The organism is Pseudoflavonifractor sp., assembly GCF_050943825.1.
Lineage (GTDB): Bacteria > Bacillota > Clostridia > Oscillospirales > Oscillospiraceae > Pseudoflavonifractor.
On sequence record NZ_JBMNPX010000001.1, the window covers coordinates 160,533 to 175,955 of the forward strand.

Annotated in this window: 15 protein-coding genes; 8 read left to right on the forward strand and 7 right to left on the reverse strand. The window is 60.8% G+C overall.

What is annotated here, in order from left to right; translation table 11 throughout:
- Window positions 1-250: 250 nt before the first annotated feature.
- The 8 genes from ylxM to ACOX7T_RS00875 all read left to right on the forward strand — a co-directional run bounded on the left by ylxM (window position 251) and on the right by ACOX7T_RS00875 (window position 5,512).
- The gene (ylxM, locus tag ACOX7T_RS00840; RefSeq protein ID WP_006572625.1) at window positions 251-622 is read left to right on the forward strand and encodes a YlxM family DNA-binding protein; all 372 of its coding nucleotides are present in this window, start codon (window positions 251-253) and stop codon (window positions 620-622) included.
- Between the two features lie 4 nt (window positions 623-626).
- On the forward strand, window positions 627-1,988 hold the full coding sequence (ffh, locus tag ACOX7T_RS00845) for a signal recognition particle protein (protein ID WP_433438924.1): 1,362 nt from the start codon (window positions 627-629) through the stop codon (window positions 1,986-1,988).
- A gap of 68 nt (window positions 1,989-2,056) precedes the next feature.
- Window positions 2,057-2,296 carry a 30S ribosomal protein S16 gene (gene rpsP, locus ACOX7T_RS00850; RefSeq protein ID WP_040646762.1) on the forward strand — a complete coding sequence of 80 codons (240 nt, stop codon included), beginning with the start codon at window positions 2,057-2,059 and terminating at the stop codon, window positions 2,294-2,296.
- A gap of 26 nt (window positions 2,297-2,322) precedes the next feature.
- Window positions 2,323-2,553 (forward strand): KH domain-containing protein, encoded by a 231-nt coding sequence (locus tag ACOX7T_RS00855; protein WP_040646823.1) that lies wholly within the window; start codon window positions 2,323-2,325, stop codon window positions 2,551-2,553.
- Window positions 2,554-2,626: 73 nt separating this feature from the next.
- The gene (rimM, locus tag ACOX7T_RS00860; protein WP_433438926.1) at window positions 2,627-3,130 is read left to right on the forward strand and encodes a ribosome maturation factor RimM; all 504 of its coding nucleotides are present in this window, start codon (window positions 2,627-2,629) and stop codon (window positions 3,128-3,130) included.
- The gene (gene trmD / locus ACOX7T_RS00865; protein ID WP_433438928.1) at window positions 3,123-3,890 is read left to right on the forward strand and encodes a tRNA (guanosine(37)-N1)-methyltransferase TrmD; all 768 of its coding nucleotides are present in this window, start codon (window positions 3,123-3,125) and stop codon (window positions 3,888-3,890) included. The genes rimM and trmD overlap by 8 nt, the downstream gene beginning before the upstream one ends.
- Before the next feature lie 171 nt (window positions 3,891-4,061).
- The gene (locus ACOX7T_RS00870; protein WP_006572631.1) at window positions 4,062-4,898 is read left to right on the forward strand and encodes a DegV family protein; all 837 of its coding nucleotides are present in this window, start codon (window positions 4,062-4,064) and stop codon (window positions 4,896-4,898) included.
- Window positions 4,899-4,993: 95 nt separating this feature from the next.
- Window positions 4,994-5,512 carry a GNAT family N-acetyltransferase gene (locus ACOX7T_RS00875; protein WP_433438931.1) on the forward strand — a complete coding sequence of 173 codons (519 nt, stop codon included), beginning with the start codon at window positions 4,994-4,996 and terminating at the stop codon, window positions 5,510-5,512.
- A 56-nt stretch (window positions 5,513-5,568) separates the two neighbouring features.
- On the opposite strand, the gene ACOX7T_RS00880 is transcribed toward ACOX7T_RS00875, so the two are convergent.
- The 7 genes from ACOX7T_RS00880 to ACOX7T_RS00910 all read right to left on the reverse strand — a co-directional run bounded on the left by ACOX7T_RS00880 (window position 5,569) and on the right by ACOX7T_RS00910 (window position 15,369).
- The gene (locus ACOX7T_RS00880) at window positions 5,569-6,993 is read right to left on the reverse strand and encodes a flotillin family protein (RefSeq protein WP_433438933.1); all 1,425 of its coding nucleotides are present in this window, start codon (window positions 6,991-6,993) and stop codon (window positions 5,569-5,571) included.
- A 31-nt stretch (window positions 6,994-7,024) separates the two neighbouring features.
- Entirely contained in the window at window positions 7,025-7,780 is a 756-nt protein-coding gene (locus tag ACOX7T_RS00885; RefSeq protein ID WP_433438935.1) for a hypothetical protein, read from the reverse strand.
- 87 nt (window positions 7,781-7,867) lie between these two features.
- Window positions 7,868-8,437: a DUF1836 domain-containing protein gene (locus ACOX7T_RS00890; protein ID WP_433438937.1), complete on the reverse strand. Its 570-nt coding sequence runs from the start codon at window positions 8,435-8,437 to the stop codon at window positions 7,868-7,870.
- Between the two features lie 165 nt (window positions 8,438-8,602).
- On the reverse strand, window positions 8,603-10,699 hold the full coding sequence (locus tag ACOX7T_RS00895; RefSeq protein WP_433438939.1) for an FAD-dependent oxidoreductase: 2,097 nt from the start codon (window positions 10,697-10,699) through the stop codon (window positions 8,603-8,605).
- 149 nt (window positions 10,700-10,848) lie between these two features.
- Entirely contained in the window at window positions 10,849-11,703 is an 855-nt protein-coding gene (locus tag ACOX7T_RS00900) for a patatin-like phospholipase family protein (RefSeq protein ID WP_433438941.1), read from the reverse strand.
- A gap of 5 nt (window positions 11,704-11,708) precedes the next feature.
- Window positions 11,709-12,974 carry a replication-associated recombination protein A gene (locus ACOX7T_RS00905; RefSeq protein WP_433438942.1) on the reverse strand — a complete coding sequence of 422 codons (1,266 nt, stop codon included), beginning with the start codon at window positions 12,972-12,974 and terminating at the stop codon, window positions 11,709-11,711.
- A gap of 142 nt (window positions 12,975-13,116) precedes the next feature.
- Entirely contained in the window at window positions 13,117-15,369 is a 2,253-nt protein-coding gene (locus ACOX7T_RS00910; RefSeq protein ID WP_433438944.1) for a 5'-nucleotidase C-terminal domain-containing protein, read from the reverse strand.
- Between the last annotated feature and the right edge of the window lie 54 nt (window positions 15,370-15,423).

The following is a 15,423-nucleotide window of genomic DNA, read 5'->3' on the forward strand; positions in this document are numbered from 1 at the left end:
GATTTGTCAGAGACCCATGGAAAAATTGACAGCCTTTATTATACATCGAATCCCCCTGTTTGACACCCCCAAATCCAAAAGATTGTCCCCATGGACTGAAAAAGGAGTACCAACCGTCTCTCTGTTCAGGTTGACGGAAAATTTCCCTCGGTTATCCCCCATTTTCGTCTTGACAAAAACCACAAAATATTGTATCATAACCAACGTTGTAAAGCTGATGCGCTTTACGAAACCGAAAGGAGGCTGAAGAATGAAAAACCAGGCTTACCGCATGGCGCTCCTGTTCGACTTCTATGGTGATATGCTCACCGACCGTCAGAAGGAATTCTTTGACCTCTACTATAATGAGGACCTCTCTCTGGCCGAGATTGCCGAGAACTACGACATCACCCGCCAGGGCGTCCGGGACGTCATCGTCCGGGCTGAGGGCATCATGCAGGAGCTGGAGGACAAGACGGGTATCATCCGCCGCTTCCAGAAGATGCAGTCCCAGCTCTCCGACATCGACCGTTTTGCCGACGGCATCATGGAGATGAACGACCAGCGCGGCAGCGGAGACCCCGCCATCGAGGCCCTCTGTCGGCAGATCAAGGACACCGTGGCTCAGATGAAGCAGGAGTGACCCCATGGCATTTGAAGGATTAACCGAAAAGCTCTCCAACGCATTTAAGCGCCTGCGGGGCAAGGGCCGTCTCACCGAGGCCGACGTGAAGGAGGCCATGAAGGAGATCCGCATGGCCCTGCTGGAGGCCGACGTCAACTACAAGGTCGTCAAGGACTTTGTGGCTAAGGTCACCGAGCGGGCTGTGGGTTCCGACGTGCTGGAGAGCCTCACCCCCGCGCAGATGATTGTCAAGATCGTCAACGAGGAGCTGACCGCCCTGATGGGCGGCGAGAGCGCCAAGCTGACCATCTCCCCCAAGCCGCCCACGGTAGTGATGCTGGTGGGCCTCAACGGCGCCGGTAAGACCACCAACGGCGCCAAGCTGGCCGGCTATATGAAGAAGCAGAACGGCAAGCGTCCCCTTCTGGTGGCCTGCGACACCTTCCGTCCCGCCGCTATCCAGCAGCTGGAGGTTGTGGGCGGACAGCTGGGTGTGCCCGTGTTCCAGCAGGGACCGGGCGACCCGGTGGAGATTGCCAAGGCGGGCATCGAGCACGCCAGAACCCACGGCAACGACATTGTGTTTCTGGATACCGCCGGCCGGCTCCATGTGGACGACGAGCTCATGGCTGAGCTCTCCCGCATGAAAGAGGCCGTCTCCCCTACTGAGATTCTCCTCATCGTGGATGCCATGATTGGTCAGGACGCGGTCAACGCCGCTAAGGTGTTCGACCAGACCCTGGACCTGACCGGCGTCATGCTCACCAAGCTGGACGGCGACGCCCGCGGCGGCGCGGCCCTCTCCATCAAGGCCGTCACCGGTAAGCCCATCAAGTTCATCGGCACCGGCGAGAAGCTGGATCAGATTGAGGTGTTCCACCCCGACCGCATGGCCTCCCGTATTCTGGGCATGGGCGACGTGCTCTCCCTCATCGAGAAGGCCCAGCAGTCCTTTGACATGCAGAAAGCAGCGGAGCTGGAACAGAAGATGAGGAAAAACCGCCTCACCCTCACCGACTTCTATGACCAGCTGGTCCAGGTCAAGAACATGGGCTCCCTGGCAGACATCGCCGGGATGCTCCCCGGCGTCAATGCCAAGGCGCTGGAAGGTGCCAACGTGGATGAGCGCGCCCTGGGCCGCACTGAGGCCATCATCCTCTCCATGACTCCTGAGGAGCGGGAGAACCCCTCCCTGCTCAACAACAGCCGCAAGAAGCGGATTGCCGCCGGCAGCGGCACCCAGGTGGTGGACGTGAACCGGCTGCTCAAGCAGTTTGAGCTGATGCAGCAGATGACCAAGCAGATGACTGGCGGCCGGATGCGGAAGATGGCCAAGAAGGGCCGCTTCGGCGGGTTCGGCAAAAAGGGCGGATTCCCCTTTTAACGTGGTTGGTTAGCGTCCCCCGGGGCGCTTCCATATAGATGTGAAATAATTTTGGAGGTGAAGATACAATGGTTAAAATCAGACTTCGTCGGATGGGCGCCAAGAAGGCTCCTTTCTATCGTATCGTGGTGGCTGACTCCCGTTATCCCCGTGACGGCCGCTTCATCGAGGAGATCGGCACTTACAATCCCCTGGTGACTCCCGCCGAGATCAAGGTTGACGCTGACCGCGCCCAGGCTTGGATCAAGACCGGCGCTCAGCCCACCGAGACCGTGAAGGCTCTGCTGAAGAAGGCTAACGCCATCTGAGCGACAGCCTGCTAATGGAGGGCAGCATGAAGGAATTGCTCACTTATATCGCCCAGAACCTGGTGGACCACCCCGAGGCGGTGTCCGTCACGGAGCACGCGGGCGAGGACGAGACCGTCCTGGAGCTCCGGGTCGCTCCCGAGGATATGGGCAAGGTCATCGGCCGTCAGGGCCGTATCGCCAAGGAGATCCGCACGCTGATGCGCTCTGTTGCCCAGAAGAACGGGACCAGGGTCTCTGTCGAAATTGTAGACTGAAAAACGGCGGGGCTGACCCGCCGTTTTTTGTTCCCTCATACGGACGCTCTGCCGTCTGCAATCGGAGGTTCACATGAAAAACAAATTTCTCGAAGCCGGACAGATTGTCAATACCCACGGCGTCCAGGGCGAGGTGAAGATCGTCCCCTGGTGCGACAGCCCCGAGTTTCTCTGTCAGTTCGATGTGCTTTACATCGACGGCCAGCCGGTCCGTATCCGCTCTTCCCGGATCCACAAGGGCAATGTGCTGGCCACCCTGGAGGGTGTGTCCGACGTGAACGCCGCCATGCGCCTCAAGGGCAAGAAGGTGTCTATCGACCGCACCGGCGTGGAGCTGCCCGACGGCCGCCACTTCCTGGCCGACCTGATGGGCCTGGAGGTCCGGGACGCCGACACCGGCGAAGTGCTGGGCGAGATTAAGGACATCCTCACCCCCCCTGCCCACGAGGTCTATGTGGTGAAGGGCGGTGCCCACTCCTATCTCATTCCCGCTGTGGACGAGTTCCTGAAGGAGACCAACGTGGAGGGCGGCTATATCCGGGTGCATCTCATCGAGGGGATGGAGACCGATGTATAGAATTGATATCATGACCCTCTTTGATATGACCGTTGGCGACGTGATGAACGAGTCCATTTTGGGCCGGGCCCAGGAGCGGGACTTTATCCGCATTGAGGCCCACCAGATCCGGGACTACACCCTCAACAAGCAGAAGCAGGTGGACGACTACCCCTACGGCGGCGGTCGGGGCGCGGTGATGCAGGCCGACCCCCTCTACCAGTGCTGGAAGCACATCACCGATACCTACGGCCCTGGCCACACCATCTACATGTCCCCCGCCGGCAAGACCTTCCGGGAGGCGGACGCCAGGCGCCTGCGGGATGACTACGACCACCTGATTCTGGTGTGCGGCCACTATGAGGGCATTGACGAGCGCTTCATTGAGGAGTGCGTGGACGAGGAGATCTCCATCGGCGACTTTGTGCTCACCGGCGGCGAGCTGGCCGCCATGGTGGTTGCCGACGCGGTGGCCCGGCTGGTACCCGGTGTGCTCTCCGACCCGGAGTGCTTTGAGGACGAGAGCCACTGGAACGGCATGCTGGAGTACCCCCAGTACTCCCGGCCTGAGGAGTGGCACGGACGGAAGGTCCCCCCCATCCTCCGTTCCGGCGACCACAAGAACATCGCCAAGTGGCGGCGGAAGCAGTCCATTATCCGTACCCGGGACCGCCGTCCCGATATGTACGCCAAGCTGGACCTCTCCTCCAAGGAGGACCAGAAGCTGCTCAGGGAGATCGCCCAGGAGGAAGCCGCGGCGGAATCCGGGACAGAAGTATAAGAGGCCTTGCAGGCAGAAAAATCCATGTTTGTGCTGCTTTGTGTCATATTGCAGCAGCTGACGTGATTTTTCTGCCTGTCTTTCTTTTTTCCCTTTACATTCCATGACGCCCATGATACAATAACACGTACAGCAATCTTATTTTCAATATTACATCTGGAGATTGATGATATGAGTTTTAAAATTATTGTGGACAGCTGCTGCGATCTGACGCCCGCCATGCTCCGCAGCGGTTGCTTTGTCAGCGTCCCCCTCACCATCCGGGTTGGGGACACCGTGGTGACCGACGACGCCTCCTTTGACCAGGCCGCCCTGCTGTGGCGGATGAAGGAGAGCGAGAAGGCCCCCTCCTCCGCCTGCCCTTCCCCCGCTCAGTATCTGGACGCCATGGAGTGCGGCGCGGACGACATCTACGTGGTTACCCTCTCCGCCCTGCTATCCGGCTCCCACAACAGCGCTGCCCAGGCTCGGGCCATGTATCTGGAGGAGCACCCCGACGCCCGCGTGCATATCTTCAACTCCTGCTCCGCCTCCTCCGGTGAGGTGCTCACCGCGCTGAAGATTCAGGAGCTGGCCTCCTCTGGCAAGGATTTTGAGACCGTGGTCAGCCGCACCTCCCGCTATATCAACGAGATGCAGACCCTCTTTGTGCTGGAGAACCTGGACAACCTGCGCAAGAACGGCCGCCTCACCCGGCTCCAGTCCATCGTAACCGACACACTGAAAATCAAGCTGCTCATGGGCTCCACCCCCGAGGGCGAGATCTGCAAGCGGGGTCAGGCCCTCTCCATGAAGCAGGCCCTGGGCAAGATGATCTCCATGATGGCGTCCGACGAGAAGCACGCCGGCCGCACCCTGTGCATCACCCACTGCAACTGCCTGGAGCGTGCCTTCTACCTCAAGGAGCAGGCCCTCAAGTCCTGCCGGTTCCACGATGTCATCATCTGTGAGACCGGCGGTATCAGCACAGTCTACGCCAACGACGGCGGCATCGTAGCCGCCTACTGAGCTCATAAGGATACAAGTCCCCGGCTAAATCGCCGGGGACTTGTCATATGCTCCGCCTGCTGTTATACTGAAACAAATTGATCGGAGGCGATTCCATGTCCTACACAATCCGTCCCCTTGAACCGGAGGATGCCGCCGGTATAGCCGCCCTGCGGCGGATGCCCGGTGTCTTTGAAAATACCATGGGGCTCCCCTCTCACCGCACAGAGGACTCCGCCGCCTTTATCGACAGCCTGGACGAGTACGCCCACCAGTTTGTGGCCGAGGCTGAGGACGGCACCATCATCGGCCTGGCGGGCATTATGCTCCGTGCCAATCCCCGCACCCGGCACGTGGGCAGCGTAGGCATTATGGTCCACACCGACTGGCAGAACCAGGGCGTGGGTACGGCGCTGATGGAGCGTATTCTGGACCTGGCAGACAACTGGCTCCTGCTGGTACGGGTGGAGCTGGAGGTGTTTGCCGACAATCCCCGGGCCATCCACCTCTACGAGAAAATGGGCTTTGAGATGGAGGGCTGCCGCCGGATGGCGGTGGTAAAGAACGGCGGCTATGTAGACGAGTACGTCATGTCCCGCATCCGCCGCCCGGGAGAGACGACATCTGCTGAATAAGGAATAAAAAAGCCGGAGGCCTGCGTTTTGCAGACCTCCGGTCTTTTTATCATGGATTACTTCTGTTCGGGCTCCTGCTTGGGAGTGGGTTCGGAGGCGGGCTGAGGAGGCACGGGCTCCTCCTTCTTCTCACCCAGGAACTTGGGCAGGTTCATGCCGGCCATGTCGAACATCTCGCTCATGGGAGGGATGGACTTCATCAGGCCGGAGATGTACCCGGCGGTGCCGGTCTTGCCGTCCTGGCCCTGGCCGCCGTCCCAGACGGTGACCTTGTCGATCTTCACGTTCTTGATGGCGTCCACCTGGATGCGCATGAGCTGCTCCATCTTGTCGGCCAGCATGAGGCGGACAGCCTCGTCGGCATCGCCGCCGGCGGCAGCCACAATCTCACGCAGACCTTCGGCCTGCTTCATCAGCAGGGCCTGGCTACCGGCAGCCTCGGCCTCCATCTTCATGCGGATAGCGTCAGCCTCGCCCTGGGCCTTGCGGCGAATCTGCTCGGCCTCAGCCTCGGCCTCCAGCTCCTTGCGGCGCTTGTCAATCTCGGTCTTGACGATGATGTCGGCTTCCTGAGTGGCCTTCTCACGGGCGGCACGGGCAGCCTCGGCCTTCTGCTCAGCGGCGTAGGCCTCCTCCAGAGCCTGGGCGGCGGCGATCTTCTCAGCGGCGGTGGCGATACGGGTGGCCTCGGCCTCCTTCTCGCGGCGCTGGGCGTTGGACATGGCCACTTCCACCTTGGCGGTGTTCTCACCCTGGATGGCGGCGGAGTCGGCCTGGGCAACCTGGATACGCTGGTCGCGGTGGGCGTTGGCCTCGCCGATGGAACCGTCGCGGTCCCGCTCAGCCACGTTCTTCTTGGCGTCGTTGATGGCCTTGGCGGCGGCCTCTTTGCCGAGGGCGTCGATATAGCCGGACTCATCGCTGATGTCGGTCACGTTCACGTTGATGAGGCGCAGACCGATCTTCTTCAGCTCGCCCTCCACGTTGCGGGACACGGCCTCCAGGAACTTGTCGCGGTCGGTGTTGATCTCCTCAATGTCCATGGTGGCGATGACCAGGCGCAGCTGACCGAAGATAATGTCCTTGGCCAGCTCCTGGATCTCCTGGAGCCGCAGGCCCAGCAGACGCTCAGCGGCGTTCTGCATGACGCCCGGCTCGGTGGAGATGCCCACAGTGAAGCGGGAAGGCACGTTGATGCGGATGTTCTGACGTGACAGGGCGTTCTCCAGGTCCACAGAGATGGACATGGGGGTCAGGTCCAGAAACTCATAGGCCTGGATGACGGGCCAGATAAAGGCCGCGCCGCCGTGGATACATTTTGCGCTGCGGGTGGAGCCGTCCTTGTTGCTGCCTACCTTACCGTAGATGACCATGACCTTATCGGACGGGCATTTCTTGTACCGCTTGATGAGGAACAGGACCAGGGAAAACAGGATGACTGCTACGACGCAAATCAGTACGAGGGTAATAATCTGATCCATACAATTCTCTCCTTCTTTATTCGTTTCTCATTTATACTTCTTCTCTCCCGGGCAGAAACGGAGATACCACAAGGGTGCCGTCCTCCGTCAGCCCAACAACCACAATTTCCGATCCGGTGGGAATGGGTTCCGTGTCCTCAGTGACTGCCTCAAACTCCCGCAGCTGCTCCTGCACGGTCACGTTCACCTTTCCGGTCCCCTGCCCACAGGCAGGAACGGTGAGGTAGACACTTCCCCGCTCTCCCAGAGCATTGCGGACGTCCAGGGTCCCGTCGGACTGGAGCCTGAGGGCCTCCCGGAGGATGACCGCCACGGCCACCATGCCGATGATACCAATCTGTACCGCCAGGAACAGGGCCGGGAACCAGTGCATCCCCAAGGTCAGGAAGAGCAGGCCACTCCAGCCGAACAGGGTGAAAAATGTGATGAATCCGCGGATAGTAAAGATATGCAGACCGCTGAAGAACCCGCCGTGGGTGCTGTCCCCTTCTCCGGCATCTCCGTGGGCGTGAACTCCTTCGTGGAGCCCGCCGGGCTCGTCGGGGATTCCATCCCCGTCCAAATACAGCCCTGCTCCGTCGGGAATTCCGTCTCCGTCCAGATCAAGGTCAACAGCGTCCGGAATACCGTCTCCATCCAAATCGACGCCGCTGTCAGCGTCCCCGTCGCCGCCTCCCATTCCGATGAACAGCATCACCGTCTGAATCAGAAGCAGCAGTGTGGCAGGGACTGCGATGAACAGCATCACCCGCTGCAGCGTGGTCAGTGATTCCAGCCAGGCCTCCACAGCTCTCCCCTCCTTTCATTTTGAATATGTCTTTTCATGCGGGAAATGTGACGCCGTAGGAAAAATTTATTGAAAAGCCGCAGGTGCTCAGTCCCCGGGCTCCTCCAGCGTCTGGATCAGCCCCTCCGCCTCCCGCTTGAGACGGGCGGACTCATAGGCCGTGAGAAGAACCCGCAGGGTGCGGCTCACCCTCCTCCGGGCGCCCGGACGGGGCTCGCCATAGTCAAAGAGCACTTCGTCGCACCAGCGGACCAGCTCCTCGTCCTCCGGCATCGGCGTCTCCTCCAGCCGCCCAAGCAGGCGGACCAGACAGGTGTAGAGATAGGAATCGTCCACCAGGTCGTCTGACTCGTCGGCCAGCGCGCCGTTGACGTAGGACAAAAGTTGGCAGATTTTCTCCAGCTGAAGTACGTCCTTCAGCATGTTGATAAACAAGATGCGGCAGAATTGTCTGCGGCTGTATTTTTTCCGCTCCGGCGGGGACACAAACCCCCGTTTCACCCAGTTCTGGATGACATGAGGCTCCAGCCCCGTCAGCTGGGAAACCTGGGAAAGCATCAGACCTCCCGTGAGGAACAGCGGTGAGAGCAGCATGTCCGCTGCATCAGGCCGTCTCAGATCGGCCTCAACCGTGGTTCCCGGCAGTACATCTATCATATTGACCGCCTCCTTAAGGTACTTAGAATATATCACATGGTCATTTGATTGTCAATTAGGTTTACGTGATTTTAATCTATTTTTTAACATTCTCTCTTTCCTCATATGTGCACAGCCCCCGGCGCATTTCTGCGCCGGGGGCTGTAACAATAGACGGATTGCAGATTACTGACCGGCCACCGCATTGGCGGCGGCCACGCGGCCGTAGTAAATGGCGGAGCCGATAGCCATGCCGCAGCAGGGGTACTCGGCGTCGAACAGGCCGGTGAAGGCCACCTCGCCGGCGGCGTAGAGGCCGGGAATGGGCTGGTCGTTGGTGTCCAGCACGTGAGCTCCAGTGTCGATCTGGAGGCCGCCGAAGGTAACGGAGGAACCGGGGGTCATGCGGAAGGCGTAATAGGTGTCACCCTCCACAGGGATCATGTACTCGGCGGGCTTGCCGAAGTCGTCGTCGCTGCCCTTGGCGCACAGCTCGTTGTACCGTTCCACCGTGGCCTGGAGGGCTGCGGCGTCCACGCCGATGAGACCGGCCAGCTCCTCAATGGTGGAGGCGTGGGGCACGGACTCAATCTGGATACCACCGGCCAGAGTGGGATAGGGCTCCACGCACTGACCGTCCTTAGAGGCGGTGATGTAGTAGCCGCAGGTGCTGTCCGCGTCGGCCAGAGCCTGGGCCACATGGGACTGGTAGGACCACTCGTTGACCACACGGTTGCCGTCCTCGCTGACGATGAGGCCGGACTCCTCGTTGATGCCGCAGTAGCAGTCGTAGCTCACATAGACCAGCTGGAGGCCGGGGGCGTCAAAGTTCTTGGCACCCACTGCGGTGGCCATCTCGATGCCGTCGCCCACGTTGGTCATGGGTACGCCGGAATAGACATTGGTGGGCAGGAAGTCGCTGTACTTGGCCATCATTTCCTCGTTGTGGGCATAGCCGCCGGTGGCCAGAATCACGGCCGGAGCGTTGACCGTGACGATGCTGCCGTCGGACTTCTCACCCTTCACGCCCACAACCGCGCCGCTCTCATCGGTGAGCAGCTCGTTGGCACGGCAGTTATAGATAATCTTGCCGCCGGCCTCCTCATAGGCGTTGGTCAGGGGCACGCAGAACTGGCCGCCGTGGCCGCTGGTCTGGCCGCCGCCGCCCTCCACGTTGTGAACCCGCCAGGGAGTCAGGGAGCTGTGGATGGGCTCCACGTCCTGAATCTTCACGCCCCGGTCCACCAGCCACTGGATGTTCTCAGCAGAGTTCTCACAGAAGGCCCACACCAGATCCTCGTCCATGATGCCATCCCGATCGAAGCTCATCAGGTACTCATACATCATCTCAGGGGTGTCCTCGAAGTCCTGGGCCTCCTGCCAGGGGGTTCCGGCGCCCAGAATCTTGCCGCCGCTGCGGGTGGTGGAGCCGCCGGTGACGCCCACCTTCTCCAGAATCAGCACATTGGCGCCCGCCTCCAGGGCGGTGTTGGCTGCGGCCAGTCCGGCAGCGCCGGCGCCGACCACAACCACGTCCACGTCGTAGGTCTCGTCAGCGGGAGCGGGACGGTCCACGGGAGCGGACTTCAGAGCCTCTGCGTCGCCGCCGGCCTGGGTGGCGCAGTCGGCCACAGCCTGCTTGATGGCGGCGCTGGTAACAGTGGCGCTTGCCACGGAGTCCACGGCCAGGGACTGGCTCTCCACGATGGCAGCAGGCAGCGCCTCCACGGGAGAGGTGCTCAGGCCGTAGCCCAGACCGTAGGTCTCCTTGTGGTCGGTGACCTTCACATCAGTGATGCTGGTCTCATCAAAGGTAACCTCCACGGTCATGTCGCCGTTGTGACCGGCAACCGTGGCGGTGTAGGTGCCGGGCTCATAGCCTTCGGAGGCGGTGTCCTCCTTGCCCATGGCCTGGTCCAGGCACTTCTGTACAGCGGCCTTGACTGCGTCGCTGGTGATGGTGGCGCCGGAGACGCCGTCCACCTCAGCGGACTGGGCCTCCATAACAGCCTCCTTCATGGCATCGCCGATGTCCGCGCCGTAGCCGGCGGTCTCGCCGGACACGTCAATGGTCACGTCGGTGATGGCGGACTCACTGACGGTCACGGTCACCTTGACCGTGCTCTCCATGCCCTGTGCCTCGGCACTGTATGTACCGGCCGTGTAGAGGGCGGCGCTGCCAGACGGCTCACTGCTGGGCTGGGTCTCTCCGCTGCCGCAGGCGGCCAGAGAGAGCACCATGGTCAGGGAGAGCGCAAGAGAGATGAGCTTCTTTCCTTTCACAGTATCTACCTCCTGATTATTTCTGAGTGAAAACGTCAAAATGTTGACACTCAGGTAAAGGATACCATACTACCATGGGAAGTCAAGACACATTTCGGGCGATTTGTCCATAAAAGAAGGACAGGGCCCCCCTCTGCCCTGTCCTCTTCTCAGCCCTTCAGGAAGGCCCGGATCTCCTCCCGTCGGGCTACTGCCTGCTGGTATCCGTCCTGGTAAAGTGCTTTGATTTTTTCCACATCCCGCTCCGTGCGGGAAAAGCCCCTGGTGCATTTGGGGGCGATGATGAGCACCTTCCCCTCCCGCTCCAGACGGAACAGCCGTCCACGGCAGGCGTTGTAGTCGTCCGCCCGACGGCGCATAGCATCACAGAACTTGGGGTACTTGCGGTAGCAGCGGTCAATCAGCGGCTGGAGGGACTCCTGCTTGCGGATATAGGACCGCTCCCGGGTAAGGATTACCACAATGCGGTCGCAGCCCTTCTCCACCGCCCGATCATAGGGAATGGCGTCCGCCGTGCCGCCGTCCATATAGGGCTTGCCGTTGATGTGGTAGACCGGAAACAGGAACGGCAGCGCACAGGTGGCCTGGAGCAGCTCAAAGTGGTCGTCCTGCCTGGGAACCGGAAGGTACTCCGCCTTGCCGGTGTCCATATTGGTGACCACCGCCTCCACCTCGCCTGGAAAGGCGGCAAAGGTCTCGTAGTCAAAGGGAATCAGCTCATTGGGGATGGTGTCATAGGTGAACTGCAGCCCGAAATAGCACCGGTGGTTGCCCGGCCGCAAGACGTTCTTCACGCCCATGTACCGCTTGTCGTTGGCGTAGCGTGTGAGAATCTCCAGATTGCGCCCGCTCTGCTTCGAGATATAGCTGACGCCGTAGGCGATGCCCGCCGAGACGCCCACACAGTAGTCCGGCATGATGTCCGCCGCCAGCAGCCCATCACAGGCTCCGCTGGAAAAAATCGTCCGGAACGCTCCGCCTTCCAATACCAGTCCTGTTTTCATTGCCATCAGTCTCCCTTGATTTCATCCCAGTAGCGCCTGGCGGCCTGCTCGGTTTTGTTTTCGCCGTACTCATAATAGACTGTCCCCGCCAGCTTATCCGGCAAGTACTGCTGCTTTACATAGTGATGGGGGTAGTCATGGGGATAGAGATACCCCTGTTCCCGCTCCATGCCGGAGGAATCGGCGTGGACGTTCTGGAGGTGGCGGGGAATGTCCCCCGTCTTCCCCGCCCGGATATCCGCCATGGCCCGGTTCATGCCCATGTAGGCGGAGTTGGACTTGGGGGATGTAGCCATCAATACCACCGCGTCGGCCAGGGGAATCCGGGCCTCGGGCAGGCCCAGCATGTTGGCCGCGTCAATGCAGCTCTTCACGATGGGGATAATCTGGGGGTAGGCCAGCCCCACGTCTTCGCAGGCCATGACCATCATCCGGCGGCAGGCAGAGACCAGGTCCCCGGCCTCCAGCAGCCGGGCCAGATAGTGGAGAGCCGCATCCGGGTCGGAGCCCCGCACCGACTTCTGCAGGGCGGAGACAATGTCGTAGTGGTCGTCCCCTTCCCTGTCGTACCGCATGGCCGACCGCTGGGCCACAGCTCTGGCGTCCTCCAGGGTCACGGTGAGCACGCCGTCCTTCCTGCGGGCGGAATTGAGCAGCAGCTCCACCGCGTTCATGGCCTTGCGCACGTCACCGCCGCAGGCTGAGGCGATGTGCTCCCGCACCCCGTCCTCACAGACCGCCTGCTCCCCCAGCCGCTGCTCCATGATGGCGATGCCCCGGTTCACGGCGGGCAGCACATCCTCGGCAGTCACCGGCTTGAACTCAAAGACCGTGGAGCGGCTGAGTACCGCGTTGTACACGTAGAAATAGGGGTTTTCGGTGGTGGAGGCCACCAGAGTGACATCCCCCTTCTCGATGACCTCCAGCAGGGACTGCTGCTGCTTCTTGTTAAAATACTGGATCTCATCCAGGTACAGCAGGATACCGTTGGGGGCCAGCATGGTGCCCACGTCGGCAATCACGTCCTTGATGTCGGAGAGGGACCCGGTGGTGGCGTTGATGCGCCGCAGAGCCCGGCCGGAGCGCTTGGCGATAATGTTGGCCACCGTGGTTTTGCCCGTGCCCGAGGGCCCGTAAAAGACCAGGTTGGGGATTTTTCCGCTCTCAATGATACGGCGGAGCAGTCCACCCTCCCCCAGAATATGCCGCTGTCCCACCACATCGTCCAGACTCTCCGGACGAATCTCATCTGCCAAAGGCCGGTATGCCATATCCTCGGCCTCCTTTTATCATAATCTTCTTTTATTGTAACAGGTGTTCGATTTTTCGTAAAGGCTCATTTCCCCATCTGTGTCCAAAAAAGCGGAACCCCGGGGCACGCAGGTGCCCCGGGGTTCCGGTGAGTATGTGGGATTACGCCGTAAGAAACGCGGAGATGATGGCCGCCGCCTCATCGACGGTCAGGGTGCCCTGAGGCTGGAAGAGGTTGTCCTCCCCCACGGGGATGTCCTGCTGGATGACGTTCCACATGACGCCCTCAGACGCCCAGGTGGAGATGGAGGACGCGTCGGCATAAGGAATCATGACAGCCCAGGCGCCCTGGGGCCCCTTGTTCAGCGCCTTGGCGGCGTTGAGCAGCATAACGGCCGCCTGCTCACGGGTGATGGCCTGGTCAGGCAGGAACTGGCCGGCGCCGTTGCCGCTGATGATGCCCTTGTCGGCAGCCCAGTCCACGGCGAAGCAGTCGTCCACGTCGGTGAAGGCCGCGGGAGAGACCTGGACGGACTCCATTCCCACCACGGCCTCATACAGCTGCTCCACAAAGTCCTGACGGGTCACGGCGGAGGTGCCGGCGTTGAGGGTCCAGTGGCTGCGGGCCTCGGGGGGCGCGATGGTCTTGCCCTCGGCGGTCATGGCCTTGATGTACTCGGCGATGACCAGGGTGACAGATCCGCCGATGGAGCCGAACTCCTCGGAGACGGAGCCGTCCCACAGCACGGCGTCGGTGCCCATGGTGATGCCGGTGACGGCATACCAGCCGAACTCGTCGCCGGCGGCGTTGGCGGACAGACGGTAGGAGTTGAGGGCCACCTTGAAGGTCTGGTCGTCGGTGACCGGCTTGCCCTGATAGGTCATGTTGACCACCCGGCTGCCCTCGGGGTTGCCCATGTAGATGTCGTAATCAATGCCGTAGAGCTGGTCGGTGCCGAAGCCGCCGCCGGTAATGGTGCCGTCGGACTCCACGGTGTAGTCCTTGGTGCAGTCCTCCAGCCAGTCCTTCAGCTGCTTGCCGGTCATCTGGATCATGTAGATCAGGTTGTTGTCGTACTTGTAGAAGGAGTAGCAGTCCTTCAGGCTGATGGGGGCGGTCTCAGCGCCGTTTAGCAGCTGGCCGATGCAGAAGTCCTTGTTGGCCACGGGAGAGGCCAGGGACAGATCGGCGCCGGTGGCCCACAGCTGAGCCTCATGGACCAGGTTCATGGTGTCGCTCTGAACGTGGAACAGGTCGGTCTCATCGTCCCACTTGCCGGACAGGGTGCCGATCTGCTCAGTGATGAAGGGCAGGGTCCGGTCGTAATAGGGCTGCATGAGGGCCTTCAGACCGGCGTCGTTCTCATAGGCGGTCAGGTCCATGTTCTCGCTCTCGCCGATGGTGAAGGTGCCGTCGGCGGCGATGGTGACGGTGGTCTTGGTCAGAGTGGAGGTGCCGCCGTTGACGCAGGGTACGGTCTTGCCGTCGGCGTTCTTCATCTCGGTGACGCCCACCTTGTGGTTGTGGCCGGCGATGACCACGTCGATGCCGGTGGTGTTCTCCACCAGGTGGCGGACCTGGTTCTCAGGAGAGAAATCGGTCTTGCCGGTCTCCACGGCGTCGCCGTCACCGGCGCCCACCAGGCCGCTGTCCTCGCCGGAGTGGCTGGCGACGATGACGAAGTCACAGCCCTCCTCTTCCCGCATGGCCTTCTGCCAGTAGTTGGTCCACTCGTAGGCATAGGTCCGGTCGGTGTTGTCCTTGTGGACAAAGTCGGAGCCCTCGTAGTGAGTGGGCAGGTCCCAGTTGGGCACGTTCACGTTCTCAAAGCCCAGGATACCCACTTTGAACTCCTTGCCGCCCACGTCAAAGGTCATGACCTTGTAAGGCTTCAGGTTGGGCTCCTGGGTGGCGATGTTGATGTAGTTGGCACAGAGGGCGTCCACCGGGGTACCGGCGTACTTGCCGGTGGTGTCGGCCAGCATGTCGTAGAAAATCTGCTGGGTCTCCATGTCGAAGTTGAACTCATGGTTGCCGGGAACAAAGGCATCGTAGCCGATGTACCGCAAGCAGATGGCCATGGGGTTGTCCACGCCGCCCTCCATGTTCATGTTATAGCTGATGATGGAGCTGCCCTGGATGATGTCGCCGTTGTCGATGAGGATGGTACCGTCCATGGCCGCCCGCTCTTCCTTCATGGCGGTGGCCACCTTGAGGTAGCTGTTCTTGACCTTCTTGCCGTCAATGGGGTTGAGGTCGTAGCATTTTCCGTGCATGTCGGTGGTGGAGTAGATGCCCAGGGTGAAGGTCTCTGCCTCTGCTGCCATGGCCGTCATGCCGACGCAGCCCAGCAACATGGCGGCGGACAGAGTCCCCGCCAGAGCCTTACGGAGATATGAGCGGTGTTTCTTCATGCTTTTTCCTCTTTTCTTTTTATTTTGACGAACTCCCAGGGGTATCTGTATTAT

What these genes read in the sequence shown, in the direction of transcription:
- ffh (WP_433438924.1), top strand. Translation starts at nt 627, where the DNA reads ATGGCATTTGAAGGATTAACCGAAAAGCTCTCCAACGCATTTAAGCGC.
- ACOX7T_RS00855 (WP_040646823.1), top strand. Translation starts at nt 2,323, where the DNA reads ATGAAGGAATTGCTCACTTATATCGCCCAGAACCTGGTGGACCACCCC.
- ACOX7T_RS00875 (WP_433438931.1), top strand. Translation starts at nt 4,994, where the DNA reads ATGTCCTACACAATCCGTCCCCTTGAACCGGAGGATGCCGCCGGTATA.
- ACOX7T_RS00905 (WP_433438942.1), bottom strand. Translation starts at nt 12,974, where the DNA reads ATGGCATACCGGCCTTTGGCAGATGAGATTCGTCCGGAGAGTCTGGAC.
- rimM (WP_433438926.1), top strand. Translation starts at nt 2,627, where the DNA reads ATGAAAAACAAATTTCTCGAAGCCGGACAGATTGTCAATACCCACGGC.
- trmD (WP_433438928.1), top strand. Translation starts at nt 3,123, where the DNA reads ATGTATAGAATTGATATCATGACCCTCTTTGATATGACCGTTGGCGAC.
- ACOX7T_RS00870 (WP_006572631.1), top strand. Translation starts at nt 4,062, where the DNA reads ATGAGTTTTAAAATTATTGTGGACAGCTGCTGCGATCTGACGCCCGCC.
- ylxM (WP_006572625.1), top strand. Translation starts at nt 251, where the DNA reads ATGAAAAACCAGGCTTACCGCATGGCGCTCCTGTTCGACTTCTATGGT.
- rpsP (WP_040646762.1), top strand. Translation starts at nt 2,057, where the DNA reads ATGGTTAAAATCAGACTTCGTCGGATGGGCGCCAAGAAGGCTCCTTTC.
- ACOX7T_RS00890 (WP_433438937.1), bottom strand. Translation starts at nt 8,437, where the DNA reads ATGATAGATGTACTGCCGGGAACCACGGTTGAGGCCGATCTGAGACGG.
- ACOX7T_RS00900 (WP_433438941.1), bottom strand. Translation starts at nt 11,703, where the DNA reads ATGAAAACAGGACTGGTATTGGAAGGCGGAGCGTTCCGGACGATTTTT.
- ACOX7T_RS00910 (WP_433438944.1), bottom strand. Translation starts at nt 15,369, where the DNA reads ATGAAGAAACACCGCTCATATCTCCGTAAGGCTCTGGCGGGGACTCTG.
- ACOX7T_RS00880 (WP_433438933.1), bottom strand. Translation starts at nt 6,993, where the DNA reads ATGGATCAGATTATTACCCTCGTACTGATTTGCGTCGTAGCAGTCATC.